24 protein-coding genes are annotated in these 25,392 nt (G+C 59.2%); 16 read left to right on the forward strand and 8 right to left on the reverse strand.

All coding sequences use genetic code 11. The features are described 5' to 3' along the window. Positions 1-102 precede the first annotated feature (102 nt). The 5 genes from secF to queA all read right to left on the reverse strand — a co-directional run bounded on the left by secF (position 103) and on the right by queA (position 5,599). On the reverse strand, positions 103-1,044 hold the full coding sequence (secF, locus tag GTU67_RS07210) for a protein translocase subunit SecF (RefSeq protein ID WP_185779421.1): 942 nt from the start codon (positions 1,042-1,044) through the stop codon (positions 103-105). Between the two features lie 36 nt (positions 1,045-1,080). Then, positions 1,081-2,952 (reverse strand): protein translocase subunit SecD, encoded by a 1,872-nt coding sequence (secD, locus tag GTU67_RS07215; protein ID WP_185779422.1) that lies wholly within the window; start codon positions 2,950-2,952, stop codon positions 1,081-1,083. A 76-nt stretch (positions 2,953-3,028) separates the two neighbouring features. Then, on the reverse strand, positions 3,029-3,370 hold the full coding sequence (gene yajC, locus GTU67_RS07220) for a preprotein translocase subunit YajC (protein WP_093969309.1): 342 nt from the start codon (positions 3,368-3,370) through the stop codon (positions 3,029-3,031). 49 nt (positions 3,371-3,419) lie between these two features. Further along, complete coding sequence (tgt, locus tag GTU67_RS07225; protein WP_185779423.1) at positions 3,420-4,556, reverse strand: tRNA guanosine(34) transglycosylase Tgt; 1,137 nt, start codon at positions 4,554-4,556, stop codon at positions 3,420-3,422. Next, positions 4,553-5,599, reverse strand: a complete 1,047-nt coding sequence (queA, locus tag GTU67_RS07230) for a tRNA preQ1(34) S-adenosylmethionine ribosyltransferase-isomerase QueA (RefSeq protein WP_185779424.1) — start codon at positions 5,597-5,599, stop codon at positions 4,553-4,555. Before queA ends, tgt begins: the two co-directional genes overlap by 4 nt. 193 nt (positions 5,600-5,792) lie before the next feature. Between queA and dacB the strand changes: the two genes are divergently transcribed. The 5 genes from dacB to GTU67_RS07255 all read left to right on the forward strand — a co-directional run bounded on the left by dacB (position 5,793) and on the right by GTU67_RS07255 (position 9,262). Further along, positions 5,793-7,256, forward strand: coding sequence for a D-alanyl-D-alanine carboxypeptidase/D-alanyl-D-alanine endopeptidase (gene dacB / locus GTU67_RS07235; protein ID WP_185779425.1), 1,464 nt, complete (start codon positions 5,793-5,795; stop codon positions 7,254-7,256). Between the two features lie 126 nt (positions 7,257-7,382). Beyond that, positions 7,383-8,021, forward strand: a complete 639-nt coding sequence (upp, locus tag GTU67_RS07240; protein WP_185779426.1) for a uracil phosphoribosyltransferase — start codon at positions 7,383-7,385, stop codon at positions 8,019-8,021. Positions 8,022-8,139: 118 nt separating this feature from the next. After that, entirely contained in the window at positions 8,140-8,454 is a 315-nt protein-coding gene (locus GTU67_RS07245; RefSeq protein WP_185779427.1) for an ElaB/YgaM/YqjD family protein, read from the forward strand. 17 nt (positions 8,455-8,471) lie between these two features. Further along, positions 8,472-8,897 (forward strand): phage holin family protein, encoded by a 426-nt coding sequence (locus GTU67_RS07250; protein WP_185779428.1) that lies wholly within the window; start codon positions 8,472-8,474, stop codon positions 8,895-8,897. Beyond that, the gene (locus GTU67_RS07255) at positions 8,894-9,262 is read left to right on the forward strand and encodes a hypothetical protein (protein ID WP_185779429.1); all 369 of its coding nucleotides are present in this window, start codon (positions 8,894-8,896) and stop codon (positions 9,260-9,262) included. Before GTU67_RS07250 ends, GTU67_RS07255 begins: the two co-directional genes overlap by 4 nt. Positions 9,263-9,283: 21 nt before the next feature. Here GTU67_RS07255 and GTU67_RS07260 read toward each other — a convergent pair whose 3' ends face one another. Further along, positions 9,284-10,828 carry a UbiD family decarboxylase gene (locus GTU67_RS07260; protein ID WP_185779430.1) on the reverse strand — a complete coding sequence of 515 codons (1,545 nt, stop codon included), beginning with the start codon at positions 10,826-10,828 and terminating at the stop codon, positions 9,284-9,286. Between the two features lie 21 nt (positions 10,829-10,849). On the opposite strand from GTU67_RS07260, the gene GTU67_RS07265 reads away from it, so the two are divergent. Next, positions 10,850-11,707, forward strand: coding sequence for a lytic transglycosylase domain-containing protein (locus tag GTU67_RS07265; RefSeq protein ID WP_185779431.1), 858 nt, complete (start codon positions 10,850-10,852; stop codon positions 11,705-11,707). A 54-nt stretch (positions 11,708-11,761) separates the two neighbouring features. Here GTU67_RS07265 and GTU67_RS07270 read toward each other — a convergent pair whose 3' ends face one another. Next, positions 11,762-12,919: a pyridoxal phosphate-dependent aminotransferase gene (locus GTU67_RS07270; RefSeq protein WP_185779432.1), complete on the reverse strand. Its 1,158-nt coding sequence runs from the start codon at positions 12,917-12,919 to the stop codon at positions 11,762-11,764. Between the two features lie 77 nt (positions 12,920-12,996). Between GTU67_RS07270 and GTU67_RS07275 the strand changes: the two genes are divergently transcribed. The 3 genes from GTU67_RS07275 to GTU67_RS07285 all read left to right on the forward strand — a co-directional run bounded on the left by GTU67_RS07275 (position 12,997) and on the right by GTU67_RS07285 (position 16,812). Then, entirely contained in the window at positions 12,997-13,917 is a 921-nt protein-coding gene (locus tag GTU67_RS07275; protein WP_185779433.1) for a hypothetical protein, read from the forward strand. A gap of 110 nt (positions 13,918-14,027) precedes the next feature. Further along, complete coding sequence (locus GTU67_RS07280; RefSeq protein WP_185779434.1) at positions 14,028-16,325, forward strand: NADP-dependent malic enzyme; 2,298 nt, start codon at positions 14,028-14,030, stop codon at positions 16,323-16,325. A 31-nt stretch (positions 16,326-16,356) separates the two neighbouring features. Then, positions 16,357-16,812, forward strand: a complete 456-nt coding sequence (locus GTU67_RS07285) for a barstar family protein (RefSeq protein WP_185779435.1) — start codon at positions 16,357-16,359, stop codon at positions 16,810-16,812. Between the two features lie 77 nt (positions 16,813-16,889). Here GTU67_RS07285 and GTU67_RS07290 read toward each other — a convergent pair whose 3' ends face one another. Then, positions 16,890-17,615: a 16S rRNA (uracil(1498)-N(3))-methyltransferase gene (locus GTU67_RS07290; RefSeq protein ID WP_185779436.1), complete on the reverse strand. Its 726-nt coding sequence runs from the start codon at positions 17,613-17,615 to the stop codon at positions 16,890-16,892. A gap of 199 nt (positions 17,616-17,814) precedes the next feature. On the opposite strand from GTU67_RS07290, the gene tkt reads away from it, so the two are divergent. From tkt to purE, 7 genes are all read left to right on the forward strand, one after another. Next, positions 17,815-19,860 (forward strand): transketolase, encoded by a 2,046-nt coding sequence (gene tkt, locus GTU67_RS07295; RefSeq protein ID WP_185779437.1) that lies wholly within the window; start codon positions 17,815-17,817, stop codon positions 19,858-19,860. 14 nt (positions 19,861-19,874) lie between these two features. Continuing rightward, positions 19,875-20,888 carry a type I glyceraldehyde-3-phosphate dehydrogenase gene (gene gap / locus GTU67_RS07300; RefSeq protein ID WP_185779438.1) on the forward strand — a complete coding sequence of 338 codons (1,014 nt, stop codon included), beginning with the start codon at positions 19,875-19,877 and terminating at the stop codon, positions 20,886-20,888. Positions 20,889-20,963: 75 nt separating this feature from the next. Then, the gene (locus GTU67_RS07305; protein ID WP_185779568.1) at positions 20,964-22,160 is read left to right on the forward strand and encodes a phosphoglycerate kinase; all 1,197 of its coding nucleotides are present in this window, start codon (positions 20,964-20,966) and stop codon (positions 22,158-22,160) included. Positions 22,161-22,260: 100 nt separating this feature from the next. After that, positions 22,261-22,887 carry a molybdopterin adenylyltransferase gene (gene mog, locus GTU67_RS07310; protein WP_185779439.1) on the forward strand — a complete coding sequence of 209 codons (627 nt, stop codon included), beginning with the start codon at positions 22,261-22,263 and terminating at the stop codon, positions 22,885-22,887. Positions 22,888-22,924: 37 nt separating this feature from the next. Continuing rightward, the gene (gene fba, locus GTU67_RS07315) at positions 22,925-23,989 is read left to right on the forward strand and encodes a class II fructose-bisphosphate aldolase (RefSeq protein WP_093969291.1); all 1,065 of its coding nucleotides are present in this window, start codon (positions 22,925-22,927) and stop codon (positions 23,987-23,989) included. Further along, complete coding sequence (locus GTU67_RS07320) at positions 23,990-24,868, forward strand: phosphoribosylaminoimidazolesuccinocarboxamide synthase (protein WP_185779440.1); 879 nt, start codon at positions 23,990-23,992, stop codon at positions 24,866-24,868. It begins immediately after the preceding gene. Between the two features lie 2 nt (positions 24,869-24,870). Beyond that, positions 24,871-25,383 carry a 5-(carboxyamino)imidazole ribonucleotide mutase gene (gene purE, locus GTU67_RS07325; RefSeq protein ID WP_185779441.1) on the forward strand — a complete coding sequence of 171 codons (513 nt, stop codon included), beginning with the start codon at positions 24,871-24,873 and terminating at the stop codon, positions 25,381-25,383. The last annotated feature ends 9 nt before the right edge of the window (positions 25,384-25,392 follow it).

Here is a 25,392-nt window from a genome sequence, read left to right on the forward strand (position 1 = left end):
GTTAACCGGGGCATTTTTTTGGGTATTGCTACCCGCATGGTGCATAAGTTGGCAAGGTCGTGTGCAGCGGTACGCTAATAAAACACGCGGCCGACAAAAAAATCAGCCTTCCTCGATTTCTGCTGCCGGGTCGTCTTTTTTAACCGGCTTGACCAGGTCTTCGCGTTTGACGCCCAGCCACATGGCAATGGCCGCGGCCACGAAAACCGACGAATAAATACCGAACCAGATCCCGATGGTGAGTGCCAGTGCAAAATAGTGCAGGGTGGGACCGCCGAAAATCAGCATGGAAATCACCATGATTTGCGTGGAGCCGTGGGTAATGATGGTTCGGGAGATGGTTTGCGTGATGGCCCCGTCAATGACTTCGCTAACAGACGCTTTGCGTTGTTTGCGGAAGTTCTCGCGGATGCGGTCCATGATAACGACCGATTCGTTCACCGAGTAGCCCAGTACGGCGAGGATCCCGGCCAGAACCGCCAGCGAAAACTCCCATTGGAAGAAGGCGAAGACCCCCAGGATAATGACCACGTCGTGCAAGTTGGCGACGACGCCTGCCACCGCGAATTTCCATTCAAACCGCATGGCCAGGTAAATCATGATACCGATGACCACGCACAACAGGGCCATCAGGCCGTTGTTGACCAGCTCTTGACCAATTTGCGGCCCGACAAATTCGACGCGGCGTAGTTCGACATCGGGGCTCTGGGCTTTAAGTGCTTCGAAAACGCGCTCGCTTTGCTGGGCAGTGTCTTCACCTTCGCGTATGGGCAGGCGAATCAGGACGTCTTGCGATGTGCCGAAGTTCTGGACCTGATAGTCGGTGTAGCCCAGACCGGTCAGGCTGCCCCGGATCTGGTCAAGCTGGGCGGTTTGCTGGTAGTGGGTTTCCATGACTGTGCCACCGGTGAACTCGATGGACAAATGAAAACCGCGTGTGGCAATGAAAAACACCGCCAGCAAAAAGGTGATCAAACTGATGAGGTTCAGCACCAATGCGTGGCGCATGAACGGGATGGTGCGGTGGATGCGGAAAAATTCCATGGTGTCGTTGCCTGATACTTGAGTTGCTGGGGGCGCTTAGTCTTGTTTCGGCTTCCAGATTTGGCCGATAGAAATGCTTTGCAGCTTGCGCTTGCGCCCGTACCACAGGTTGGCCAGCGCACGTACGCCCACCACCGAAGAAAACATTGACGTCAGAATGCCGATGCAGTGGACGACGGCAAAACCTCGCACCGGGCCCGAGCCGAAGGCTAGCAGGGCCAGGCCCACAATAAGCGTGGTCAGGTTGGAATCGAGAATGGTTGCCCAGGCGCGCTCGAAGCCTTGGTGAATGGCTTGCTGCGGCGGCAACCCTGCCCGAAGCTCTTCGCGGATACGTTCGTTGATGAGGACGTTGGAGTCGATGGCCATACCCAGAGTAAGGGCGATAGCCGCAATACCGGGTAGGGTTAGCGTGGCTTGCAGCATAGACAGCGCGGCCAGCAAGAGTAATACGTTGAAGGTCAGGCCCAGCGTCGAGAAAATGCCGAACAGGTGGTAATAGACCATGATGAACACGGCCAGGGCAATAAACCCGTACAGGGTTGAGTAAAAACCCATTTTGATGTTTTCGGCGCCTAGGCTGGGGCCAATGGTGCGCTCTTCGATGATGTTCATGGGCGCAGCCAGCGAGCCGGCGCGCAGCAGCAAGGCGATGTCGGCGGCTTCCTGGGCATTCATGCTGCCGGTAATTTGCACCTGACCCCCGGGGATTTCGCTGCGGATAACGGGTGCGGTGACAACCTGCCCTTTGCCTTTTTCGAAAAGCAGAATGGCCATGCGCTTATTGATGTTGTCGCGGGTCACGTCGCGGAAAATGCGGGCGCCTTTGGCATCGAGCGTCAGGTTGACGGAGGGCTGTTGCGTTTGCTGATCGCGGCCGGGTTGAGCGTCTTGCAGGTTTTCGCCCGTAAGAAGGACCTGACGGCGCAGCAGCAGCGGGCGCCCGTCGGTGTCTTCGAAGCGCTCGAGCCCAAAGGGTACGGTGCCTGCAGCAAGTGCATTTTGCGCCGACTGGGAGTCTTCGACCATACGGATTTCGAGCGTGGCGGTACGACCCAGAATTTCTTTGGCCTTGGCAACATCTTGAACGCCGGGCAACTGAACAACGATACGATCGGCGCCTTGTTGCTGGATGACCGGTTCGGCCACACCCAGTTCGTTGATGCGGTTATGCAGCGTGGTGATGTTTTGCTTGAGTGCGTTGTTCTGAACTTCGGTAACAGCGGTGTCGGTCAGGCGGCCGGTGAGTACTTCGGTGCCGCCGGCGCTGGACGTCGTGAAAACCATTTCTGGCAGGCGAGTGCGCAAGGCCGTCAGGGCGCTGTCGCGCGCCTGGGCGCTGGCAAAGCGCGCCACCACCGAAAGGCCATCACGCTCGATGCCTGCGTTTTCGACGCGATTTTCGCGCAAAATTGTACGTACATCGTTTGACAGGGCATCGTAGCGGCCGGTTAAGGCGCCTTGCATATCGACTTGCAGCAAGAAGTGCACGCCGCCGCGCAGGTCGAGGCCCAGATACATGGGGTTCGCCCCAAGTGCGGTCAGCCAGTCGGGCGAGGCCGATAGCAGGTTAAGGGCAACGGTGTAGCTTGGGTCGGCCGGGTCGGGGTTGAAGGCCTTTTCGAGAACGTCGCGAGCCTTGAGCTGGGTGTCGGTCGAATCGAAGCGGATGCGAACGGCGCCCACTGGGCCATTTTGTTCGAAATAGGCGCCCGTGGCGTTGATGCCCTCGGTGCGCAAGACGTCTTGGGCCCGCTGAAGCGTACCCATATCGACTTTGACCGATGTTTTCGCTCCTGCGATCTGGACGGCCGGTGATTCACCGAAAAAATTGGGCAGCGTGTAGATAAACCCGATGATGACGGCGGCCAGGACGATCAGGTACTTCCAGAGAGGATAGCGATTCATGGTGAGTCGGTGATTAAGACATGAACAAGCCCCGGCGCATTAAATAATGGCCGGGGCGACGATAGGCGCAATGCGCTTAAAGCGATTTGATGGTGCCCTTGGGCAGCACCGAAGTGACAGAAGCGCGCTGCAGCAGCACTTCGACGGGCTTTTCGGCCAACGAGGAGACTTCGATGGTGATGTAGCTGTCGGTGACTTTGGTGACTTTACCCAGCAGGCCGCCGGACGTGATGACCTCGTCGCCTTTGGCCAGATTGGCCACCAGGTTGCGGTGCTCTTTCTGACGCTTCATTTGGGGGCGAATCATCAGGAAGTACAGAATCACGAACATCAGGATGATGGGCAGCATACCCATCAGGGCGTTACCTTCGGCGGGGGCCTGGGCGATAATCTGTACAAGTGTGTCTGTGGCGGACATTCAATGACTCCTGGGAATAAAGTTAATTTTCTATTGTAGCGATATCTGGCTAGCTGATGCCCCGGGCACGATCTTCGTGAAATTTCGCTTTCCATTGGGCAAATGTACCTGCTTCTATGGCTGCTCGCATTTCGGCCATTATCTTTAAGTAAAAGTGCAGATTGTGCAAGGTGTTCAAGCGGGAACCGGTGATTTCATTCGCCTTTTGCAGGTGGTGCAGGTAGGCGCGTGAAAAGTGCGTGCAGGTGTGGCAGTCGCAGCTGGGGTCGAGCGGGCGGGTGTCGTCCCGATAGCGTGCGTTACGGATCTTAATGTCGCCGTAGCGTGTGAACAGCCAGCCGTTGCGAGCGTTACGGGTGGGCATGACGCAATCGAACATGTCAACGCCCTGGCTCACACCCTCGACCAGGTCTTCGGGTGTGCCGACGCCCATCAGGTAGCGCGGCGCGTCTTTGGGCAAGCGCGGCGCAACGTGCGCCAGAATGCGCATCATGTCTTCTTTGGGCTCGCCAACAGACAAACCACCAATGGCATAGCCATGAAAACCGATGTCGACCAGCCCGGCCAAAGACTCGTCGCGCAAAGACTCGAACATGCCGCCCTGCACAATACCGAACAGGGCATTGGGGTTTTCGAGCTGGTTGAAGGCGTCGCGTGAACGCTTGGCCCAGCGCAACGACATGCGCATCGACCGCGCGGCTTCTTCGGCCGTGGCAGGGCGCCCGTCAATGCTATAGGGCGTGCACTCGTCAAACACCATGGCAATATCGGAATTGAGCGAGCGCTGGATGCGCATGGACTCTTCGGGGGTAAGGAACAGGCGCGCGCCATCGATGGGCGAGGCGAACTTTACCCCTTCTTCGGTAATTTTGCGCAGCCCATTCAGGCTGAACACCTGAAACCCGCCCGAGTCGGTGAGGATGGGTTTGGGCCATTGCATGAAGCCATGCAGGCCGCCATGCTTTTCCATGATTTCTGTGCCGGGGCGCAGCCACAAATGAAACGTATTGCCCAGCACGATTTGTGCGCCAATGTCGTCGAGCTCGTGCGGCAGCATGGCTTTGACGCTGCCATAAGTGCCCACCGGCATGAAAATAGGTGTTTGTACAACCCCGTGGTTAAGCGTGATTTGGCCGCGGCGTGCCTGGCCGTCGGTGTTAAGCAGTTTGAAATTTAGGCCGGTCATGAGTGTGGGCTTTCGATGAGCATGGCATCGCCGTAGCTGAAAAAACGGTAACGCTGGGTTACGGCATGGGCATAAGCCTGACGGATGGGTTCGATACCCGCCAGTGCCGACACCAGCATCATGAGCGTCGAGCGAGGCAGATGGAAGTTGGTGATCAGGGCATCGACCAGTTTAAAGGTGTAGCCCGGCGTGATGAAAAGGTTGGTGTCGCCGGTCAGGCTGTTTTCGTTGTGGCCCGACGCCAGCAACGCAGCGGCCGATTCGAGCGCGCGCACGCTGGTGGTGCCGACCGCAATGACGCGCCCCCCGCTGGCGCGTGCCTGGCGGATGCGTGCGATGACGTCTGCGTCGACACTGAAGCGTTCGTAGTGCATGACGTGTTCGCTGATGTTGTCGACACGTACCGGCTGGAATGTACCTGCGCCCACATGAAGGGTGACGTAGCACTGCGCAATGCCGGCGCCAGCCAGGCGATCGAGCATGGGCTGGTCGAAGTGCAACCCGGCGGTTGGCGCGGCGACGGCGCCGGGTTGCCGGGCGTACACCGTTTGGTAGCGCTCGTCGTCTTCGTTGTCGGCGGCGTGCTCAATATAGGGGGGCAGGGGTGTGGCGCCGAACTGGTCGAGCAGGGTCAGGGCGTCTTCGGGAAACTCGACCTCGAAAAGTTCGCCCTGGCGACCCGTCACCGTCATGGTGAAAGCGTTGGCGATGCGCAGCCGCGTACCGGGTTTTGGCGATTTGCTGGCCTTGATATGAGCCAGCCCCCGGGTGGCGTCGGTGATGCGTTCGACGAGTAGTTCGACCTTGCCGCCGCTTTCTTTGTGGCCGCGCAGGCGCGCCTTGATGACTTTGGTATTGTTGAACACCAGCACATCGTTCGGGCGCAACAGGCCGGGCAGGTCGGCAAATTGCCGGTCATGCAGCTGGCTTGCCGCGTTTAGGTGCAGCAAGCGGCTGGCCGTGCGTTCGGCCGCCGGTTTCTGGGCAATCAGTTCGGGGGGGAGTTCGTAATCGAACGCCGCCAGGTCTAGGTCGTGTGTCACGTAATGGCGCAAAAAATAAGCGTTGTTTTTGGTACCGGGGCAAGCGGCGAGGTGGGGCGCGTGCCCGGGCAAGGGTAACCCACTATTTTAAGCGCTTGTGTCAAAATTGCAGGTGAGCCAGGTGTGCGGTCAATTCCGTCGGCTGGCGTAGGGTCAAAACGGGCTTGGTTTTATGGTGCTGGGGGTGTCAGGCATGGTTTCAGGGGCGGTTACGGCGGGTTTCGCCAAATGGCAAGGTTTTCGTGCTGTGCGTGCCTTGGCGGGGGCTTTGGCGTTGGCGTTCTTGGCCGGCGGGGCCTTCGGGCAAGGCTTGCCGCCCGAGCTCCAACAGGCGTGGCGCGCAACGCGGCTTGCCGAAGCCGATGTGTCTATCGTCGTGCAAGAGCTCAATGGCCCGCGGCTGGTGTCTATTAATGCCGACCAGGCCCGCAATCCTGCGTCGGTCATGAAAATGGTCACGACCTGGACGGCCCTTTCAGGGCTGGGGCCCGAGTATCGCTGGCGTACCGCGTTTTTTGCCGACGGCGATGGTCGACCCGACACCCAGGGCACTTTGCACGGGCCGCTGTACCTGAAAGCAGGCGGCGATCCTTTTTTAAGTGTTCAAGAGCTCTGGTCACTGTTGCGCGAACTGCGGCTTCGTGGCATTAAAAATTTGTCGGAAGTGGTTGTCGACCGGTCCTTGTTCGGCCGTGTTGCCATCGATACCGGCGCCTTCGACAACGCACCCGATCGCCCGTATAACGCCAGCCCGGACGCCCTGATGGTAGGGCTGGGCGCGGTCCGTTTGTCGTTCCAGCCCGATCCGGTAGCCCGGAAATGGGTCACGGTGATCGACCCGCCTTCGCGCAACATCCGGGTCGTGGGCGAGGTCGAATGGACGGATCAGGTATGCCCGGGCTCCCCCCGTGTGGGGGTGGTTGTTGTACCTGCCGGTAGCGAGGCAACACTTCAGGTCTCGGGCGCTGCGGCGGGCTCTTGCGGCGAATTCAGCGTTTATCGCGTTGCACTCACGCAGCCGGCGCACTTCGAAACCTTGTTCCGGTCGTTGTGGTCCGAACTGGGCGGCACTTTGGGTAAAGGGTTTCGCGATGGCGTCACACCATCCCGCGCGGCATTGGTGGCGTGGCACGACTCCGAAACCTTGTCCGACACTATCCGGCACGTGAACAAGTACAGCAATAATGTTATGGCGCGGGCCTTGCTATTGACGCTCGGGGCCGAGCAGCTGGGCAACGGGGCGACACCGCAAAGCGGGGCGCAGGCCGCCATGGCTGTTTTGCGTGAACAAGGGGTGGATACCCGCAGCTGGCTGATCGATAACGGGGCAGGTTTGTCGCGCGAGGCCCGGCTGACGGCCAACGGTCTGGCGCAAATGCTGACGGCCGCCTGGAATTCGCCCATGATGCCGGAATTCATGTCGTCGTTGGCTATTGTGGGCGTCGACGGTACCGTGCGGCGCCGTCTGCGGTCTGACGAAGCCCGGGGGCGTGCCCATCTTAAAACCGGCACTTTGCGCGATGTGCGTGCCGTCGCCGGTTATGTCATGGGGGCCAGCGGCAAGCGGTACCTCATGATAAGCATGGCTAACGGCGAGCGGGCTACCGCTATCCGGCCATTCGACGACGCCCTGATCAGTTGGCTCAGCGAGCGCTGATCAGGGCGTTGTCCGATCGATCTGTCCTTTGGCATTGGCGAAGGGCCGGGGTGGTCGCCAACGGTTGTCGGCAAACGCATTAAACTTTCATAAAACGATCACCGATATTTATTGCAGGAAGCTGTTATGCCCATCCATGAAATTCGCCACCCCCTGATTCGCCACAAATTGGGCCTGATGCGTCGCGCCGATTTAAGCACCAAAAATTTCCGCGAAATGTCGCAAGAAATTGCGGCCTTGCTTACTTACGAAGCCACCAAAGACCTGCCGCTCGAGCCTAACCGGGTTCAGGGGTGGTGCGGCGAAATCGAAGTCGAGAAAATTGCCGGTAAAAAAGTGACCGTGGTGCCCATTTTGCGCGCAGGTATTGGCATGCTCGACGGCGTGCTAACGTTGGTGCCGGGCGCCAAAGTCAGCGCTGTCGGTATTGCCCGCAACGAAGAAACCCTTCAGGCCCAAACCTACCTCGAGCGCCTGGCCGGCTCGCTTGAACAACGTCTGGCCCTTATTGTCGACCCCATGCTGGCCACGGGCGGCTCGATGGTGGCTACTATCGATATGCTTAAAAAGGCGGGTGCAGTTAATATCCGTGCCCTGGTGCTGGTGGCAGCGCCCGAAGGTATCAAGGCCGTCGAAACCTCTCACCCCGACGTGCATATTTACACCGCGTCCATCGATAGTCACCTTAACGAAGACGGCTACATTATTCCGGGTTTGGGCGACGCCGGCGACCGCATTTTTGGCACTCGCCAGAAAGAAGACTGACGCCAAAACACGGGCATCACGCTTAAGCTTTTTTGCCGGCCTTTAACAATTGTCAATTTTTCCGGGCCTGATTGCGTTAGTATGAATACTGATACACAACCTTTCCAAGGAGAGTTTCATGGCCAAGAATGATTTGAAAGCGCAAGAAGAAGAGTTCATCGACAGCGTCAAAGACAGTCTCGATGACGCCGAGAAGTTGCTACGCGAAGCTGCGCAAGCAACCGGTGATAAAGCCACCGAACTGCGCGAGCGTGCCATGCTCTCGTTGCGTCGCACCCGCGAAGCCCTTTACGACACCCAAGACGCCATGCTCGAACGCGGTCGCCGTGCTGCCCGTGCTACCGACGAGTACGTTCACGACAATCCCTGGCAGGCTATTGGCATTGCCGGCCTGACCGGCTTGCTTATCGGCATGCTCATCAGCCGCCGCTAAGCCGGGCGTCACGCCTTATGGCATTACGTCAGTCCGTCAGCGACCTGTCCGTAACGTTTCTTTCGGCGGTTCGCACCCGCCTCGAGCTTTTCTCTCTCGAGGCGGCCGAGCAGCGCGCCCGTCTGGTCAGCTTGCTGGCCATGGCGTTTGGCGCGCTGGTGTGTCTTACGCTGGCCTTGTTTGTTTTTACATTGCTGGTAGCCCTTTACTTCTGGCCTACCGACTACCGCTACATGGCCCTGGGTGTGTTGGCACTGCTGTACGCCATTGCCGGGGGCGGTCTTTTTTGGGCGGTGCGTCATGCACTGGTTAACGGCCCGCCACCTTTTTCAGCTACCCTCGACGAACTGCGCCGCGATGCCGATTTGCTGGCCCGGGTGCGTGAGCCTGCCCGTGCTTCGGCCGACAGTAGCGCACCTGACCGTTTACAGGGGGGGCTATGAGCAAGCGTATGTCGCGTGCCGAGGCCCGCGAATTGCGTATCGAACTATTGCGCGCTCGCGCCGCCATCGAGCGTCAAAACTTACGCAAGTATTCGGCGGGCCTGGCCAACGATTTGTCGCCAGGCAATTTGGTACGCGGCGTTTTGCCGCGTGGCCTGGGTCAGGGCGGGGCCGGCAACCTGCTCATGCAAGGGGTGGGGCTGCTCACGCGTTACCCGTTTCTGGTGTCCAGCGTTACGGGGCTGTTGTCGGGCCGTGGCCGAGGGAAAGCCGGCAAGCGACTATTCCGGGCGCTGTTGGGCGGCTTGCTGGGGTGGCAAGCCTTGCGCATGGCCCGGCGTAACAAATCGTCGGGTGCGGGTTAATTACAGGCCACAGGCCCGGTTTTACAGGCCCAGTTCGCCCCACATGTCGTCAACCCGTTTTTTCACGTCGTCGTCCATGGCAATGGGTACGCCCCATTCGCGCTGGGTTTCGCCCGGCCATTTGTTGGTGGCGTCCATGCCCATTTTGCCGCCCAGGCCCGACACGGGCGAAGCAAAGTCCAGGTAATCAATTGGCGTGTTTTCGACCAGCACGGTGTCTCGTACCGGGTCCATGCGTGTGGTCATGGCCCATACCACCTCTTGCCAGTTCCGGGTGTCGATATCGTCATCGACCACCACAATGAATTTGGTGTACATGAACTGACGCAATACGCTCCACAGGCCAAACATGACCCGCTTGGCATGGCCGGGGTACTGCTTGCGTATCGACACTACAGCCAGGCGATAACTGCAGCCCTCGGGGGGCAGATAAAAATCGACGATCTCGGGAAGCTGGCGCTTCAGGAGCGGTACGAACACTTCATTCAGGGCAACGCCCAGTACGGCGGGTTCGTCGGGGGGCTTGCCGGTGTAGGTGCTGTGGTAAACCGGGTTGCGCCGCATGGTAATGCGCTCCACGGTAAACACCGGGAACCAGTCTTGTTCGTTGTAGTAGCCGGTGTGGTCGCCGTAGGGCCCTTCAAGTGCCATTTCATAGGCGGCCCCTTTGGGCGGGTTGACGCCGTCGGGGACAGACAGCGGCATGGCCTCGGGGTGGTCGGCCGGCAAAATGTGGCCTTCAAGCACAATTTCGGCGTAAGCGGGTACCGACAGGTCGCTGCCGATGGCTTTGGTCAGCTCGGTGCGCGACCCGCGCAACAGCCCCGCAAACTGATACTCGGACAGGCTGTCGGGTACCGGTGTCACGGCCCCTAAAATAGTTGCCGGGTCGGTGCCCAGGGCCACGGCGATGGGGAACGGCTTGCCGGGGTTGGCCAGGGCGTGGTCCCGGAAATCGAGCGCGCCGCCCCGGTGCGATAACCATCGCATGATGAGTTTGTTGCGCCCGATGAGCTGCTGACGGTAAATGCCCAGGTTTTGCCGCTTGGCGTTGGGGCCGCGGGTAATGACCAACCCCCAGGTCAGCAGGGGGGCAACGTCGCCCGGCCAGCAATGCTGCAGGGGGATGTCATTCAGGTTGACGTCTTTGCCTTCCAGAACAATGTCGTGGCAAGGGGCGCCTTTGACATTCTTCGGGCTCATGTCCCAAAGCGCCGACTTGAGCATCGATACCTTGGCCAGGGCATCTCTCAGGCCTTTAGGGGCTTCGGGCTCGCGAAGCGACGCCAGCAGTTCGCCGATATCGCGCAGGGCGCCAACCTCTTCAGCACCCATGCCCAGGGCTACCCGGCGCGGTGTGCCAAACAAATTGGCCAGTACCGGCATTTTGGCGGGCGCATTGTTGTGCGTGGCGTTTTCAAACAGCAAGGCCGGCCCCTGGTTGCGCAAAACCCGGTCACTGATTTCCGTCATTTCGAGTTTGGTGGAAACCGCGGCCTTGATGCGCTTGAGTTCGCCATTGGCTTCGAGTTGCGTTATAAAGTCGCGTAAGTCACGATATTTCAAAAGACTCTCCAGGCTAGGCCCATGGTGCAAATCAATTCGGGTGCGGCGCTTGGCCGTGCGTTTCGAAGTTTACGACATCAGCTCAGTGAGCTGGTACACGTGTGCGCGGTTTATCTGGGTCTTGCTGCACTGGTTACGTTTGCGCTAAGCATGACAGTGCCCGCCTTGCGCGAGCAAACCCGGCAGGTACATACCGCGCTGTTGTCCAGTTTGCGCCCCGCAGCTTTGCAAGACGACCTGCTGGCCGAACCCGGCCGCGTGTTTTCGGTTGATCGGTTGTTGGGCCAGTATCAGTCCGGCGAAGCCAGGCCGCTGGTCACCGATGGTCAGTTGTCGGCGCCGGCCTCGGGCCAGCCTGCGGTCGAACAGCCGTTCTCTCAGGTGCTGGCCGATGTCGACTCGTACGCTATTCCTGGTGTAAACCGTGCCCAAAGTCAAGCGTTGCGCAGCTACATAGCGCGTAAATACCGCATTGCGCACAAGGCGGCAGGGGTGCTTATTCAAAATGTCTTCAGTGTGGCCCGCGAACGCGACCTCGACCCGCAGCTGGTGCTTGCCGTTATCGCCATCGAGTCGCGTTACAACCCGTTTGCCGAAAGCCATGTGGGGGCGCAAGGCCTGATGCAGGTCATGCCCCGGGTGCACAAAGATAAATTTGAAGAATTTGCCGAGGGGATTGATGCGGCTTTGAACCCGTTGGCCAACATTCAGGTCGGCACCAAAATTCTGTACGACTGCATCAAGCGTCGCGGTTCAGTGCAGGGCGGTCTGGCATGTTACGTGGGCGCCACCGGCCCAAGCGACGGTGGTTATGGGGCTAAAGTACTGGCCGAACGGCGCCGCATCGCGCTGGCGTCGGGTATCCCTGTCGAACAATAGCGCGACGGCCCTGGCCTGGTGCAAGTACCAGCCTGTGCGGCCGCCGCTGTTGGGTTAACCCAAAAACTTCCGCATCCGGTCAACAGCTTCCTCAAGGCGATCGAGCCCCAGCGTATACGAAAACCGCAGCATACGATGCGCATGAAACGGACCGAAGTCGCGCCCGGGTACGGCGGCGACGTGCGCCTGTTTTAAAAGGCGCTGAGAAAAGTCTTCGCTGTCGGGGCTATGCTGGCTGATATCGGCATAGATATAAAATGCACCATCAGGCGTTACCGGCACATGCAGACCCAGCTGCTCGAGCTGTGGCAGCAGGTAATCGCGTCGTTGCTGAAAAGACAGGCGGCGGTTTTCGTAGATGTGCATGACGTCGGGCTCGAAGCAGGTCAGGGCTGCATGTTGCGCCAGGCTGGGGGCGCAGATGGTCAGGCTGGCCGCCAGGCGGTCGACGGCTTCGATCATGTCGGGCGGAATGATCATCCAGCCCAGTCGCCAGCCCGTCATATGAAAGTACTTCGAAAAGCTGTTGATAATGATGATGTCGTCATCGAGTACCAATGCGCTTTGCGGGCGATCGCCGTAATACAACCCCAAATAAATTTCATCCATGATGATGAACCCGCCGTGGCTGCGCACTTCAGCGACCAGCGCCTTTAGTTCGTCGGGCGCGATACGCGTACCGGTGGGGTTGCTGGGCGACGCAATCAGTACGCCGCGTGTTGCCGGCCCCCAGTGGCGACGCACATCTTCGGCCGAAAGCTGAAAACGTTGCTCGGGGGTTGAGGGTATTAAACGCGGGATACCGCCTGCACTGACGATGAAATTCTGGTTGGCGGGGTAGGAGGGATCGGGCAACAAGACTTCGTCGCCCGGGTTGATCAGGGCCATGGCGGCCAGCATCAGTGCGCCCGATGCGCCGGCGGTAATGACCACGCGCGATGCATCGACAGGCGCTTCGAATGCGGCGCCGTAGTACTGGGCAATGGCTTCGCGCAGCGCGCTTAGGCCCAGCGGCGGTGTGTACCCCGAAAGCCCGGCCACCGAAGCGCGGTTCAGCGTGTCGACCACCGGACCGGGCGCCGTGAAGTCGGGCTCGCCAATGCCCAAGCTTATAACGTCGTGCCCTTGGGCATTAAGGGCGTTGGCTTGCTTGAACAATTCGACGGCGTAGAATGGCAAAACTGCGTTGCATCGCTGGGCCAGATGAGGCATTTGGGGTCTCTGTAGTAGGCACTGTATCGGGTCAAGGCATTATTAAATCTCATAAAGCGGTACAAAGGAAATCAGCAATGGAGTCTTCATCCCGTCGGGCATTTTTTACGGGGCGTCGTGTTGCAAAAACGGCCTGGGGCCAGTTCAGTCAGCGCTTGCGCCGGGTGGTGGGCGGTACGTTTTACGACGATGGCGAATACGACGGTTATGGTCGGGGGCGCCTGGTGGTTCAAGGTGTAGCCGATGCGCGCCACGCGCGCGAGCTTTGCGCCGAGTACGGCATCGTCATGGTGCTCGACGGTATTGACTACCCTACCTTGCCGGTTGGCCAGTCTGTGTTGCGCGTCGACCCCGGCCGCGAAATGACCCAGTGTCAGCCCATGCCCGACGCGTCGCATCTGTGGTTTGTGCAGCCGGGCTGCCTGGTGGGCGAATTGCAGCAAGCCGGTTTGCAACAGTTCGACGCGTTTCCCAGTTATTTGTCGGTCGCGGCGTGTATTGCCGACCGCACCCTGATGAACTGGCCGACACGCCAAACCTGGCGATCGGGCCTGTCGCTGGCGTCGGTGGTGCTTGCCGATGGCACTACCGGGGTGCTTGGGCCGTTTGGCGCCGATAACAAGCAACCGCTGGGCAGCCTGACGCTGCAAAGTCTGGTGCCGCAGCTGTTTCGTCTGGCGGCCGACGCGCCGGCGCGCGAATGCGCCGAAAGCGAATACTGGCCGGGCCGGTATCGTCTGGACGCACTCATGCCCGAAGCGGGTCGGGTACTGAATTTGTCGCACTTGCTGTTGGGGCATGGTGGCGACCTGGCCTGGGTCGACTGGATGGTCTTCGAGGCGTTGCGCGACCCGGTTTCTCCGCCTGTACTTAAAGACTGGGGCAAGCAAGCCGGCGAGCCCGGCGATCACTGGTATACCGCGCAGGGGCTTGATCTTCAGATCAAAGGGATGTTCGACCCCTGTGGTATTTTTCCCCATCCGGGTCAGGACCTCTGATATTTTTATGACGGGTTCTGCGTAATAATCCCCGCCAATGCCCCGGCGCTGTAAAAGCGGGGCTAGAATGGGAACCCGTCATTCTTCGTTCATTCTGGTAAAGATCTATCATGGAAGAAAATCTGCGCAAAGCGGCCCTCGAGTACCACGAGAAAGGCCGCCCCGGCAAAATCGCTGTCACACCCACAAAACAGCTCTCCAACCAGCGCGACCTGATGCTGGCCTACTCGCCGGGGGTGGCTGCCGCCTGCGAAGAAATCGTGGCCGACCCTAACAATGCGCATCGTTATACGGCGCGAGGTAATCTGGTCGGGGTCATTACCAACGGTACCGCGGTGCTTGGCCTGGGCAACATTGGCGCATTGGCGTCCAAGCCGGTCATGGAAGGCAAGGCCGTGCTGTTCAAGAAGTTTGCCGGCATCGATGTCTTCGATATCGAAATCAACGAATCTGACCCAGACAAACTCGTCAACATCATTGCCGGCCTCGAACCTACATTCGGTGGCATCAACCTTGAAGACATCAAGGCGCCCGAATGCTTCGAGGTCGAGCGCAAGCTGCGCGAACGCATGAGCATCCCGGTCTTTCACGACGACCAGCACGGTACGGCCATTTGCGTCGCTGCAGCCTTTATCGGCGCGCTCAGCGTCGTCAACAAAAAAATCGATCAGGTCAAAGTTGTGGTGTCGGGCGCCGGTGCAGCCGCGCTGGCCTGTCTTGACCTGATGGTCGACCTGGGGCTGCCGGTGTCCAATATCTGGGTGGCCGACATAGAAGGTGTTGTGTACAAGGGGCGCACCACGCTGATGGACCCGGAAAAAGCGCGGTACGCGCAAGATACCGATGCCCGTAAATTGGGCGACATTATTGGCGATGCCGATGTGTTCTTGGGTTTGTCGGCCGGGGGCGTGCTTAAGCCCGATATGGTTAAACGTATGGCCGCCGACCCGATCATCCTGGCGCTGGCCAACCCCAACCCTGAAATCCTGCCTGAAGACGCCCATGCGGTGCGTGGCGATGTCGTGATGGCAACCGGCCGATCCGACTACCCCAACCAGGTCAACAACGTGTTGTGCTTCCCGTATATTTTCCGAGGGGCGCTCGACGTTGGCGCAACAACCATTACCCGTGGCATGGAAAAAGCCGCCGTGTATGCCATTGCCGCCTTGGCCCAAGAAGAGCAAAACGATGTCGTGGCAGCCGCTTACGGCACGTACGGCGTCTCGTTCGGCCGCGAATACCTCATCCCCAAGCCTTTCGACCCGCGTCTGATACTGCGTATTGCCCCTGCGGTTGCCAAAGCCGCCATGGACGACGGTGTGGCGACGCGCCCCATCGAAGACTTCGAGGCCTATGCCGAGCAGTTGCAGCAGTTCATGTACCGTTCCGGGTCTTTCATGAAGCCGATGTTCTCGGCGGCAAAAGCCATGGTGCGCGACGGTGGCAAGGCGCGCATTGTCTTTACCGAAGGTGAAGACGAACGCGTGTTGCGTGCGGTTCAGATTGTTGTCGACGAGAAACTGGCCAAGCCCATTCTGGTGGGTCGCCCCGAGGTGCTCCAGGCCCGCATCAAGCGTTTCAATTTGCGGCTGAAACTGGGCGAAAACGTCGAAGTCACCAACCCCGACTGGGATGAGCGCTTCCACAACTACTGGACGACTTACTGGGAAATGATGTGTCGTCGCGGCGTCAGCAAAGAAATGGCGCGTGTCGAAATGCGCCGCCGCCTGACTTTGATTGGCGCCATGATGGTGCGCATGGGCGATGCCGATGGCATGATTTGCGGCACCGTCGGGTCGTATGCCGACCACCTGCGTTTTATCGACGAAGTCATTGGCAAGGCGCCGGGGGCAAATACCTACGCGGCCATGAATATCCTGCTGTTGTCCGAACGCACGGTTGCTCTGGCCGACACGCACGTCAACGACGACCCAACGGCCGAGCAGCTTGCCGAAATCACGATTGCAGCGGCCGAACAAATGCGTCGTGTCAATATCGAACCCAAAATCGCGCTGTTGTCGCGGTCTAATTTTGGTACAGGCAGCTCGTCGTCGGGCGGCAAAATGCGCCGTGCGCTCGAGCTGGTTCACGAACATGCGCCCGACCTCGAGGTCGATGGCGAAATGCATGGCGATTGCGCGCTCGACGAGTCTCTGCGCGAGCGTATTCTGCCCTCGACAACCCTGAAAGGGGCGGCCAATTTGTTGATTTGCCCCAACGTCGACTCAGGAAATATTGCTTACAACTTGCTGAAAACTGCGGCAGGTGGCAATGTGGCGGTGGGCCCGTTCTTGTTGGGCGCCAACGCTCCGGTTCACATCCTGACGTCAAGTTCAACCGTTCGCCGTATCGTCAACATGACGGCTATGGCCGTTGTCGACGCCAACACCCGGGATTTGACCAAGTAATGCGTTTTAACTATTTGTCAGAGGCGCACTCATGACTCAGACCGCGTTGGAAAAAAAGCTGAAAAAGGGCGGCCAGTTCGACGCCGCTACGGTCACCCAAGAAGCGCTTGCCGGCCAGGCACAAGCCCTGGGGCTGACCTGGAGCGTGGTCGAATGTGACCGCGCGCGCAGCCGCTCTGCGGTTTTGCGCGCCGTGGTCAAGGCGGTCGACTTCCCCGAGTTTTTTGGTAGCAACCTCGATGCCCTTTACGATTGTCTGTGCGATACCGTTATCGACCAGAAAGCGGGCCTGGTGCTTTGGTTTCACAACCTGCACTCGGGTGACCCGGCCTTGGCCGAAGACGCCAAAGCCATTGCCTCGGTCTGCGAAGACGTGGTCGAGTATGCGGCCAACAACGGGCGTGTTTTTGCTTTCGTCATCGAGCATGCGGGCAAGCACCCCGACCCTGAACCGGGCGTTTCGCCCATGCCGTATTCAGGCAGTTAGTCTTTTTAAGCCGGGCTCGCCCCGGCTTTTTTGCGTGCGCCCGGCTTGTTGGCGCATATCGGTGGGTGTCTGGGCGGTTAGTGCCAGCCCAGCAGGGCGCTAATGGCCGAAATCATCGCCAGTCCTGCGGTCTCGGTACGCAGTACGCGGGCGCCAAAACTGATCTGCGTCGCGCCGTGCTTCAGTGCCGTGGCTGTTTCTTCGTCGGACCAACCGCCTTCTGGTCCGACAAGCAAGGTAATGTGGGGTGTGGTCAGGCCAGCAACGGCCTGAGCCAGCGTGGTAGATGACTGCGGGTGACACAGTAGGGTCAGGCCCGCTGTGCCACTGGCCAGAAAATCGGCCAGTGAAACCGGAGCGGTTACCGTAGGCAGACGGTTTCGACCACATTGCTCGCAAGCCGACTGTATGGTCTTTTCCCAGTGTTGCAGGCGTTTTTCGGTACGTGGCCCCGATAGTTGCAGTACGCTGCGGCGGGCCGCGATAGGCACAACCTGGGTGGCGCCAAGTTCGACGGCTTTTTCGATGATCCAGTCCATTTTGTCGCCGGACGCCAGGCCTTGCGCCAAGGTGATGTGGCCCGGCAACTCACGCTCTATCGGGTCTTTGTCACCCAATTGGGCGAAGGCGTGCTTGCCGTCGATGTGCAATATGGCCTGGTATTCTCCCCCCGTCCCATCGAACAGAGTGATAGGGCTGTTGTTTTTTAGCCGCAATACGCGTACGGCGTGATGCGCCAAGGCGTCGGGCAGCGCCATGGTGTGCTGCGCGGTTAACGGGGTGGGGCAATAGAAACGTGGCATGAATGTGGGTGTTGTCAGGTGATCAAAAGCGATGCGGATGCAGAAATCGCAGGCTTTACGTCGGTGTCGACAAGTGTATCGGGTTTGGCCGTAACAAGTTAATTCTTACCACGGTGTTAAAATGCCGGGCTTTACAACGCTAATTTATTGGGGTTTGCCCTAGTGTTTTGCGGGCATGCCCACGTTTTGCGAGTACTAAATGAGCCAATCGCCCACTCAAGATTCATCTCTGGCCAATGCCGTCCGAGCCCTGGCCATGGATGCAGTCCAGCAAGCCAAGTCGGGCCACCCCGGCGCCCCTATGGGTATGGCCGACATTGCCGAAGCCCTCTGGACGCGCCATTTGCGTCATAACCCGGCCGATCCGGCATGGGCCAACCGCGACCGTTTTGTATTGTCCAACGGTCACGGTTCCATGCTTATTTACGCGCTGCTGCATTTAAGTGGCTACGATCTTCCCATCGAAGAACTCAAAAACTTCCGGCAGCTGCATTCCCGTACGCCGGGCCACCCCGAAGTGGGTATTACCGCTGGCGTTGAAACCACAACCGGCCCGTTAGGCCAGGGTGTGAGCAATGCAGTGGGCATGGCCCTTGCCGAGGCCCTGCTGGCCAAAGAGTTCAACCGTGACGGTCATAATATTGTTGACCACTTCACGTATGCCTTTGTGGGCGATGGCTGCCTCATGGAAGGTATCTCCCACGAAGCGTGCTCGCTTGCCGGTACGCTCAAGTTGTCCAAGCTGATCGTTTACTACGACGACAACGGTATCTCTATTGACGGTAACGTCGAGCACTGGTTTGGCGACGATACCCCCGCGCGCTTTGAAAGTTATGGCTGGAATGTGATCCGTAATGTAGACGGGCACAACGTGATGGCGGTCGATCAGGCCACCGAACAGGCCAAACAGAATGCAGCCCAAAACAAGGGCCCCACGCTTATTTGCTGCCGTACGGTGATTGGCAAAGGCGCGCCCAACATGGAAGGTTCCGAAAAGGTACACGGAGCGCCATTGGGGGCCGACGAAATTGCTGCGACTCGTGCCGCCCTGAATTGGCCGCACGCGCCGTTCGAAATTCCGGCTCACATCTATCAACGTTGGGATGCCCGGGTCAAGGGTCAGCTCTGGCAGGGTGAGTGGGACACAGCCTTTGACGCATACGCCCAGGCCTATCCGCAACTGGCGGCCGAATACCAACGCCGCATGAAAGGCGACTTGCCCGACGGGTTCGAAGGTCAGGTTCGGGCATTCATTCGCGCTACCGCCGAGCGCGCCGAAACCGTGGCAACGCGCAAGGCGTCGCAACTGGCCATCACCGCATTGGTCGACGTACTGCCCGAAATGCTGGGCGGCTCGGCCGACCTGACCGGTTCAAACTTCACCGACTGGAAAGGCGCACAACCCGTTCGTGCGACTGAAAACGGCCTGCAGTTTGGTCGCCATATCAATTACGGCGTGCGCGAGTTCGGCATGGCTGCCATCATGAATGGCGTTGCCCTGCACGGTGGCTACCTGCCGTTCGGTGGCACATTCCTGACATTCTCCGATTACTCCCGCAATGCGCTGCGCATGGCGGCGCTCATGAAACAGCGGGTCGTTCATGTGTTTACGCACGACTCTATCGGTCTGGGCGAAGACGGCCCCACTCACCAGTCGGTCGAGCATGCCGCCAGCCTGCGTCTTATTCCCAATTTGCATGTCTGGCGTCCTTGCGACACCACCGAAACAGCCGTAGCCTGGGCGCAATCGGTGACGCGCCCGGCCAGCATTGGCATGAATGTGCGCGACGGTGGGCCATCGGCGCTTTTGCTGTCGCGTCAAAACTTGCCTTTTGTCCAGCGCGACGACGCCACAATCGGTGCCATTGCCCGTGGTGGTTACGTATTGTCCGACGCCGATGCTTTCAAGGCGGTCATCATCGCAACCGGCTCTGAAGTCGAGCTGGCGTTGGCGGCGCAAACGCAACTGGCCGAGAAAGGCGTTGCCGTGCGCGTCGTGTCGATGCCCTGCACCGAACTTTTCGACGCACAAGACGCCGCCTGGAAGGCAAGCGTATTGCCCGCCGGTATTCCGCGTGTGGCTGTCGAGGCCGGTGTAACCGCTGGTTGGTACAAGTACGTTGGCCTGGAAGGCGCTGTTGTCGGTATCGACACTTACGGCGAATCGGCGCCGGCAGGGGTATTGTTCAAGCATTTCGGTCTGACTGCCGAGCGCGTTGTTGCGGCTGTCGAACAGGTTTTATAAACAGGAGATTTACCATGGCAATTCGCGTAGCGATTAACGGATACGGGCGTATTGGCCGCAACATCTTGCGTGCCCACTACGAAGGCGGCAAAAAACACGACATCGAAATCGTGGCCATCAACGATCTGGGCGACCCTAAAACCAACGCTCACTTAACACGCTACGACACCGCGCACGGTAAATTCCCCGGCACGGTTGAAGTCGACGGCGATTACCTGGTCGTCAACGGCGACAAAATCCGTGTGCTGGCCAACCGTAACCCGGCCGAATTGCCCTGGGGCGAACTCGGTGTCGACGTCGTGCTCGAGTGCACCGGCTTTTTCACCACCAAAGAAGCTGCCGGCGCGCATATCAAGGGCGGCGCCAAAAAGGTCATTATTTCGGCCCCCGGTGGTAAAGACGTCGATGCGACGGTTGTATACGGTGTCAACCACAACGTCCTTAAGGCATCCGATACCGTTATCTCGAATGCATCGTGCACCACCAACTGCCTAGCTCCGCTGGTATTGCCCCTGCACCAAAAACTGGGTGTGGTTAACGGTCTGATGACCACCATTCACGCCTACACGAACGACCAGGTCCTGACCGACGTTTACCACGCCGACCTTCGCCGCGCCCGCTCGGCCACATCCAGCATGATCCCCACCAAAACCGGTGCGGCTTCGGCAGTTGGCCTGGTATTGCCCGAACTGAACGGCAAGCTCGACGGCTACGCCATGCGCGTTCCCACCATCAACGTGTCCATCGTCGACCTGTCCTTCGTGGCTGCGCGCGAAACATCGGTTGAAGAAGTCAACGCCATCCTCAAAGAGGCTGCAGCCTCCGGCCCGCTCAAAGGCATCCTCGACTACAGCGAAGAGCCTCTGGTGTCGGTCGATTACAACCACACAGCGGCATCGTCCACCGTCGACGCCGGCCTGACCAAAGTGTCGGGCAACCTGGTCAAGGTCTGCTCGTGGTACGACAACGAGTGGGGTTTCTCGAACCGCATGCTCGACACCACAGTAGCCCTGATGTCTGCCAAGTAAGCTGCTGGTTCTTTTGCAAAGGGCGGGGACTCCCCGCCCTTGCGCTATCTGTCAATTTCGTTTTCCCCGCCGCCCATGCCCAACGTCCAAACTCTTTCCGCCCTGGTTAAAGCCGATCAGTTGTCTGGTAAACGCGTGTTTATTCGCTCCGACCTGAACGTTCCTTTCAACGACAACCGCGACATCACCGAAGATACGCGTATCCGTGCCTCTATTCCTGCAGTGCGCATGGCGCTCGACGCCGGTGCCGCGGTTATGGTGACTTCGCATCTGGGTCGCCCCACCGAAGGTACCGTAACGGCCGACGACTCCCTGGCGCCTGTGGCGCGTCGCATGTCCGAATTGTTGGGCAAAGAGGTCAGGCTGGTTGCCGATTGGGTCGACGGCGTCGATGTTGCTCCCGGTCAGGTGGTCATGCTCGAGAATGCACGTTGCAATGTGGGCGAAAAGAAAAACGATGAAGCCCTGTCGCGCAAAATGGCGGCATTGTGCGATGTTTACGTAAACGATGCCTTTGGTACGGCCCACCGCGCCGAAGCTACCACGCACGGTATTGCGCGTTTTGCCCCGGTGGCATGCGCCGGCCCCTTGCTCGAGGCCGAACTCGACGCCCTGGGTCAGGCGCTTGAACAGCCCAAGCGCCCCATGGTGGCGATTGTCGCCGGCTCAAAAGTCTCGACAAAGCTGTCAATTTTGCGTGCGCTGGCCGACAAGGTCGACCAACTGGTGGTGGGTGGCGGTATTGCCAACACTTTTATGCTGGCCCAAGGGTTGCCTATCGGCAAGTCGCTGGCCGAACCCGACCAGGTTGAAGAGGCCCGCGCAGTGATCGACATCATGCAAAAGCGCGGTGCCGGCGTGCCTATCCCCACCGACGTCGTCTGCGCAAAGTCGTTCAGCGCCGATGCCCAGGCCACCGTCAAGGCGTCCGCCGATGTCGCCGAAGACGATATGATTCTGGACATTGGCCCTGAGACGGCGCAAACGCTGGCCGGCATCCTTAAGCAGGCCGGTACCATTGTCTGGAACGGCCCCGTGGGTGTTTTTGAATTCGATGCGTTCGAAAACGGCACCAAAGTTGTCGCACAAGCCATTGCCGATTCCGCCGCGTTTTCAATTGCCGGGGGTGGCGATACCCTGGCGGCCATTGCCAAGTACAACATTGCCGACAAGGTTGGCTATATCTCGACCGGTGGTGGCGCCTTCCTCGAATTCCTCGAAGGCAAGGTATTGCCCGCCGTCGACGTTTTGCAACAGCGCGCAGCCGGTTAAGGCTGGCCGGCAGGCTGGCATAACCGACGGCATTATTCATGCCGTCGGTTATGGCCGCTGCGGTTGCGTATTTATCTTTGTCTTACCCAGGAGCCCCTTCATGACGACCGCGAAACGATTGGTTCGTACGCATCCCGACCAACTGTTGGTGGGCCTCGTGTCCATTTCCGATCGCGCCTCGTCGGGCACCTACGAAGATCAGGGTATTCCGGCGCTTCAGGGGTGGCTTGAGGGGGCGTTGGTCAACGGGGCGCAGTTCGAGACTCGCCTGATTCCCGATGAGCAAGCGTTGATTTCGCGCACGCTGACTGAATTGGTGGACGAGGTTGGGTGCGACCTGGTACTGACCACCGGTGGCACCGGACCGGCGCGTCGCGATGTCACGCCCGAAGCCACGCTGGCAGTCGCTACCAAAACCATGCCGGGTTTTGGCGAGCAAATGCGCCAGATCAGCCTTAAATTCGTACCCACCGCGATTTTGTCGCGGCAGGTTGCCGTCATTCGCGAAACCGCCGATCACGCGGCGCTGATCATCAACCTGCCTGGCCAGCCAAAAGCCATTCGGGAAACCCTCGAAGGCCTGAAAGACGACCAGGGTAATACACAGGTTGCGGGCATATTTGCCGCGGTGCCTTATTGCATCGACTTGATCGGCGGCCCCTACACCGAAACCCACGAACACGTCGTTAAAGCCTTCCGTCCCAAGTCGGCGGTTCGGGTAAAATGACAACCATTCTTTATTCAATCTGATCAGGAGTCTTTCCATGGCCCTCGTTTCCATGCGTCAGCTGCTCGACCACGCTGCCGAAAACGGTTACGGTATCCCCGCATTCAACGTCAACAACCTTGAACAGGTTCAGGCCATTATGGAGGCCGCCGACGAAACCAACAGCCCGGTCATCATGCAGGCTTCGGCAGGGGCGCGTAAATATGCCGGCGAAGGCTTCCTGAAGTACCTTATTCAGGCGGCTGTCGAAAGCTACCCCCATCTGCCCGTTGTCATGCACCAAGACCACGGTCAGTCGCCCGCCATCTGTCAGGGCGCTATCAACCTGGGTTTCACCAGCGTCATGATGGACGGCTCGCTTAAAGAAGACGGCAAAACCATTGCCGACTACGACTACAACGTCGACGTTACCCGTAAAGTGGTCGACATGGCTCACAAGCTGGGTATTACCGTCGAAGGCGAACTGGGCTGCCTGGGCTCGCTCGAAACCATGCAGGGCGACAAAGAAGATGGTCACGGCGCCGAAGGCAAGCTGACCATGGACCAGCTCCTGACCGACCCCGAACAGGCGGCCGATTTCGTGCGCCAGACCCAGCTCGATGCCTTGGCCATTGCCATTGGCACCAGCCACGGCGCCTACAAGTTTTCGCGCAAGCCCACCGGCGACATCCTGTCTATCGCCCGCATCAAAGAAATCCACCAGCGTTTGCCCAACACGCACCTGGTCATGCACGGTTCGTCCAGCGTTCCCCAAGAACTCCTTGCCGAAATCCGTCAGTTCGGCGGCGACATGAAAGAAACCTACGGCGTGCCTGTCGAAGAAATCCAGGAAGCCATCAAGTTCGGCGTTCGTAAAATCAACATCGACACCGACATCCGTCTGGCCATGACTGGCGCCATTCGTCGTTTCATGGCCGAGAACCCCGGCAAGTTCGACCCGCGCGAGTACCTTAAGCCCGCTCGCATTGCCGCCAAGCAAATTTGTCTGCAGCGCTACGAGCAATTTGGTTGCGCCGGCAACGCCAGCAAAATCAAGCCTGTTGCGCTCGACGAAATGGCGCGCAAGTACGCGGCCGGTGAACTTGCCCAGGTAGTGCAGTAAATGTCAGCCTTGCTTCAGTCGTCCATCAAGTCCTTGCCGCTGCTTGCGCGCGGCAAGGTGCGCGACATGTATGCGGTCGGCGACGACAAGCTGCTTATTGTTGCTTCCGACCGCATTTCGGCATTCGACGTCATTCTCGACGACCCTGTCCCAGGCAAGGGGCAGGTGCTGACCGACCTGACAGAATTCTGGTTGAAGAAACTGGCGCACATTGTGCCTAACCACAGCACCGGTGTCCGCCCCGAAGACGTCGTGCTGCCCGAAGAGCGTGACCAGGTCGTTGGCCGGGCCATGGTCGTCAAGCGGCTCAAACCCGTCATGGTCGAAGCTGTCGCCCGTGGTTACCTTATTGGCTCGGGCTGGAAAGACTACCAGGCAACAGGTGCGGTGTGCGGCATTGCTTTGCCGGCAGGGCTTAAGCAGGCCGGTCGGTTGCCGCAGCCTATTTTTACGCCTGCAGCCAAAGCCGAGGTCGGCGCTCACGACGAAAACGTTGACTTTGCACACGTCGTGCGCGAAGTCGGCCAGGAAATGGCCGAGAAAATCCGCGACATCACACTGCGGTTGTACAGCGAAGCCTCTGAATATGCCGCCACCAAAGGCATCATCATTGCCGACACCAAATTCGAGTTCGGCCTTGATGACCAGGGTGTGCTGCATTTAATGGACGAAGTCCTGACGCCAGACTCGTCGCGTTTCTGGCCTGCCGCCGGTTACGCCGAGGGCACCAGCCCGCCATCGTTCGACAAACAGTTTGTGCGCGACTGGCTCGAGACCCAGGTGTGGGACAAAACGCCGCCCGCGCCGCGTTTGCCGGTCGATGTCATCGAGAAGACGGCGGCCAAGTATCGCGAAGCCCTGACACGCCTGACGACCTGATCATGACTACAGCCAACACTGCTTCTAGTCAGCCCATTGTGGGCGTCATCATGGGTTCATCCAGCGACTGGGATGTCATGAAGCACGCAACCGATATGCTTGACGCGTTTGGTGTGGCTTACGAAGCCCAAGTGATTTCGGCGCATCGTATGCCAACCGACATGGCCGAGTACGGCGCAGCAGCCCGGGCGCGTGGTTTGCGCGCCATTATCGCCGGTGCGGGCGGCGCTGCCCACTTGCCCGGCATGATGGCGGCCCTTACGCCGGTCCCGGTGTTTGGCGTGCCCGTGCCGTCGCGTTATTTGCGCGGTGAAGACTCGCTGCTGTCTATTGTGCAAATGCCAAAGGGCGTGCCTGTAGCCACCTTTGCCATTGGCGAGGCCGGCGCTGCCAATGCGGCGCTGCACGCTATCGCATGTCTGGCCACAACCGACACGGCACTGGCCGATCAACTCGATGCCTTCCGTGCCCGCCAAACTCAGGCGGCACGCGATATGGTCGTTCCTCCCGTTTAACACACGACT

It is taken from the genome of Pusillimonas minor (assembly GCF_014237865.1).
GTDB classification, from domain to species: Bacteria; Pseudomonadota; Gammaproteobacteria; order Burkholderiales; family Burkholderiaceae_B; genus Neopusillimonas; species Neopusillimonas minor.

Excerpts from the sequence above, each read along its gene's own strand:
- secF (WP_185779421.1), bottom strand. The coding sequence starts at position 1,044 with ATGGAATTTTTCCGCATCCACCGCACCATCCCGTTCATGCGCCACGCA.
- GTU67_RS07255 (WP_185779429.1), top strand. The coding sequence starts at position 8,894 with ATGAGCAAGCGTATGTCGCGTGCCGAGGCCCGCGAATTGCGTATCGAA.
- GTU67_RS07245 (WP_185779427.1), top strand. The coding sequence starts at position 8,140 with ATGGCCAAGAATGATTTGAAAGCGCAAGAAGAAGAGTTCATCGACAGC.
- GTU67_RS07280 (WP_185779434.1), top strand. The coding sequence starts at position 14,028 with ATGGAAGAAAATCTGCGCAAAGCGGCCCTCGAGTACCACGAGAAAGGC.
- yajC (WP_093969309.1), bottom strand. The coding sequence starts at position 3,370 with ATGTCCGCCACAGACACACTTGTACAGATTATCGCCCAGGCCCCCGCC.
- GTU67_RS07270 (WP_185779432.1), bottom strand. The coding sequence starts at position 12,919 with ATGCCTCATCTGGCCCAGCGATGCAACGCAGTTTTGCCATTCTACGCC.
- GTU67_RS07305 (WP_185779568.1), top strand. The coding sequence starts at position 20,964 with ATGCCCAACGTCCAAACTCTTTCCGCCCTGGTTAAAGCCGATCAGTTG.
- fba (WP_093969291.1), top strand. The coding sequence starts at position 22,925 with ATGGCCCTCGTTTCCATGCGTCAGCTGCTCGACCACGCTGCCGAAAAC.
- GTU67_RS07275 (WP_185779433.1), top strand. The coding sequence starts at position 12,997 with ATGGAGTCTTCATCCCGTCGGGCATTTTTTACGGGGCGTCGTGTTGCA.
- tgt (WP_185779423.1), bottom strand. The coding sequence starts at position 4,556 with ATGACCGGCCTAAATTTCAAACTGCTTAACACCGACGGCCAGGCACGC.
- dacB (WP_185779425.1), top strand. The coding sequence starts at position 5,793 with ATGGTTTCAGGGGCGGTTACGGCGGGTTTCGCCAAATGGCAAGGTTTT.
- GTU67_RS07290 (WP_185779436.1), bottom strand. The coding sequence starts at position 17,615 with ATGCCACGTTTCTATTGCCCCACCCCGTTAACCGCGCAGCACACCATG.
- tkt (WP_185779437.1), top strand. The coding sequence starts at position 17,815 with ATGAGCCAATCGCCCACTCAAGATTCATCTCTGGCCAATGCCGTCCGA.
- GTU67_RS07285 (WP_185779435.1), top strand. The coding sequence starts at position 16,357 with ATGACTCAGACCGCGTTGGAAAAAAAGCTGAAAAAGGGCGGCCAGTTC.
- GTU67_RS07250 (WP_185779428.1), top strand. The coding sequence starts at position 8,472 with ATGGCATTACGTCAGTCCGTCAGCGACCTGTCCGTAACGTTTCTTTCG.
- gap (WP_185779438.1), top strand. The coding sequence starts at position 19,875 with ATGGCAATTCGCGTAGCGATTAACGGATACGGGCGTATTGGCCGCAAC.
- mog (WP_185779439.1), top strand. The coding sequence starts at position 22,261 with ATGACGACCGCGAAACGATTGGTTCGTACGCATCCCGACCAACTGTTG.
- secD (WP_185779422.1), bottom strand. The coding sequence starts at position 2,952 with ATGAATCGCTATCCTCTCTGGAAGTACCTGATCGTCCTGGCCGCCGTC.
- GTU67_RS07320 (WP_185779440.1), top strand. The coding sequence starts at position 23,990 with ATGTCAGCCTTGCTTCAGTCGTCCATCAAGTCCTTGCCGCTGCTTGCG.
- purE (WP_185779441.1), top strand. The coding sequence starts at position 24,871 with ATGACTACAGCCAACACTGCTTCTAGTCAGCCCATTGTGGGCGTCATC.
- GTU67_RS07265 (WP_185779431.1), top strand. The coding sequence starts at position 10,850 with ATGGTGCAAATCAATTCGGGTGCGGCGCTTGGCCGTGCGTTTCGAAGT.
- upp (WP_185779426.1), top strand. The coding sequence starts at position 7,383 with ATGCCCATCCATGAAATTCGCCACCCCCTGATTCGCCACAAATTGGGC.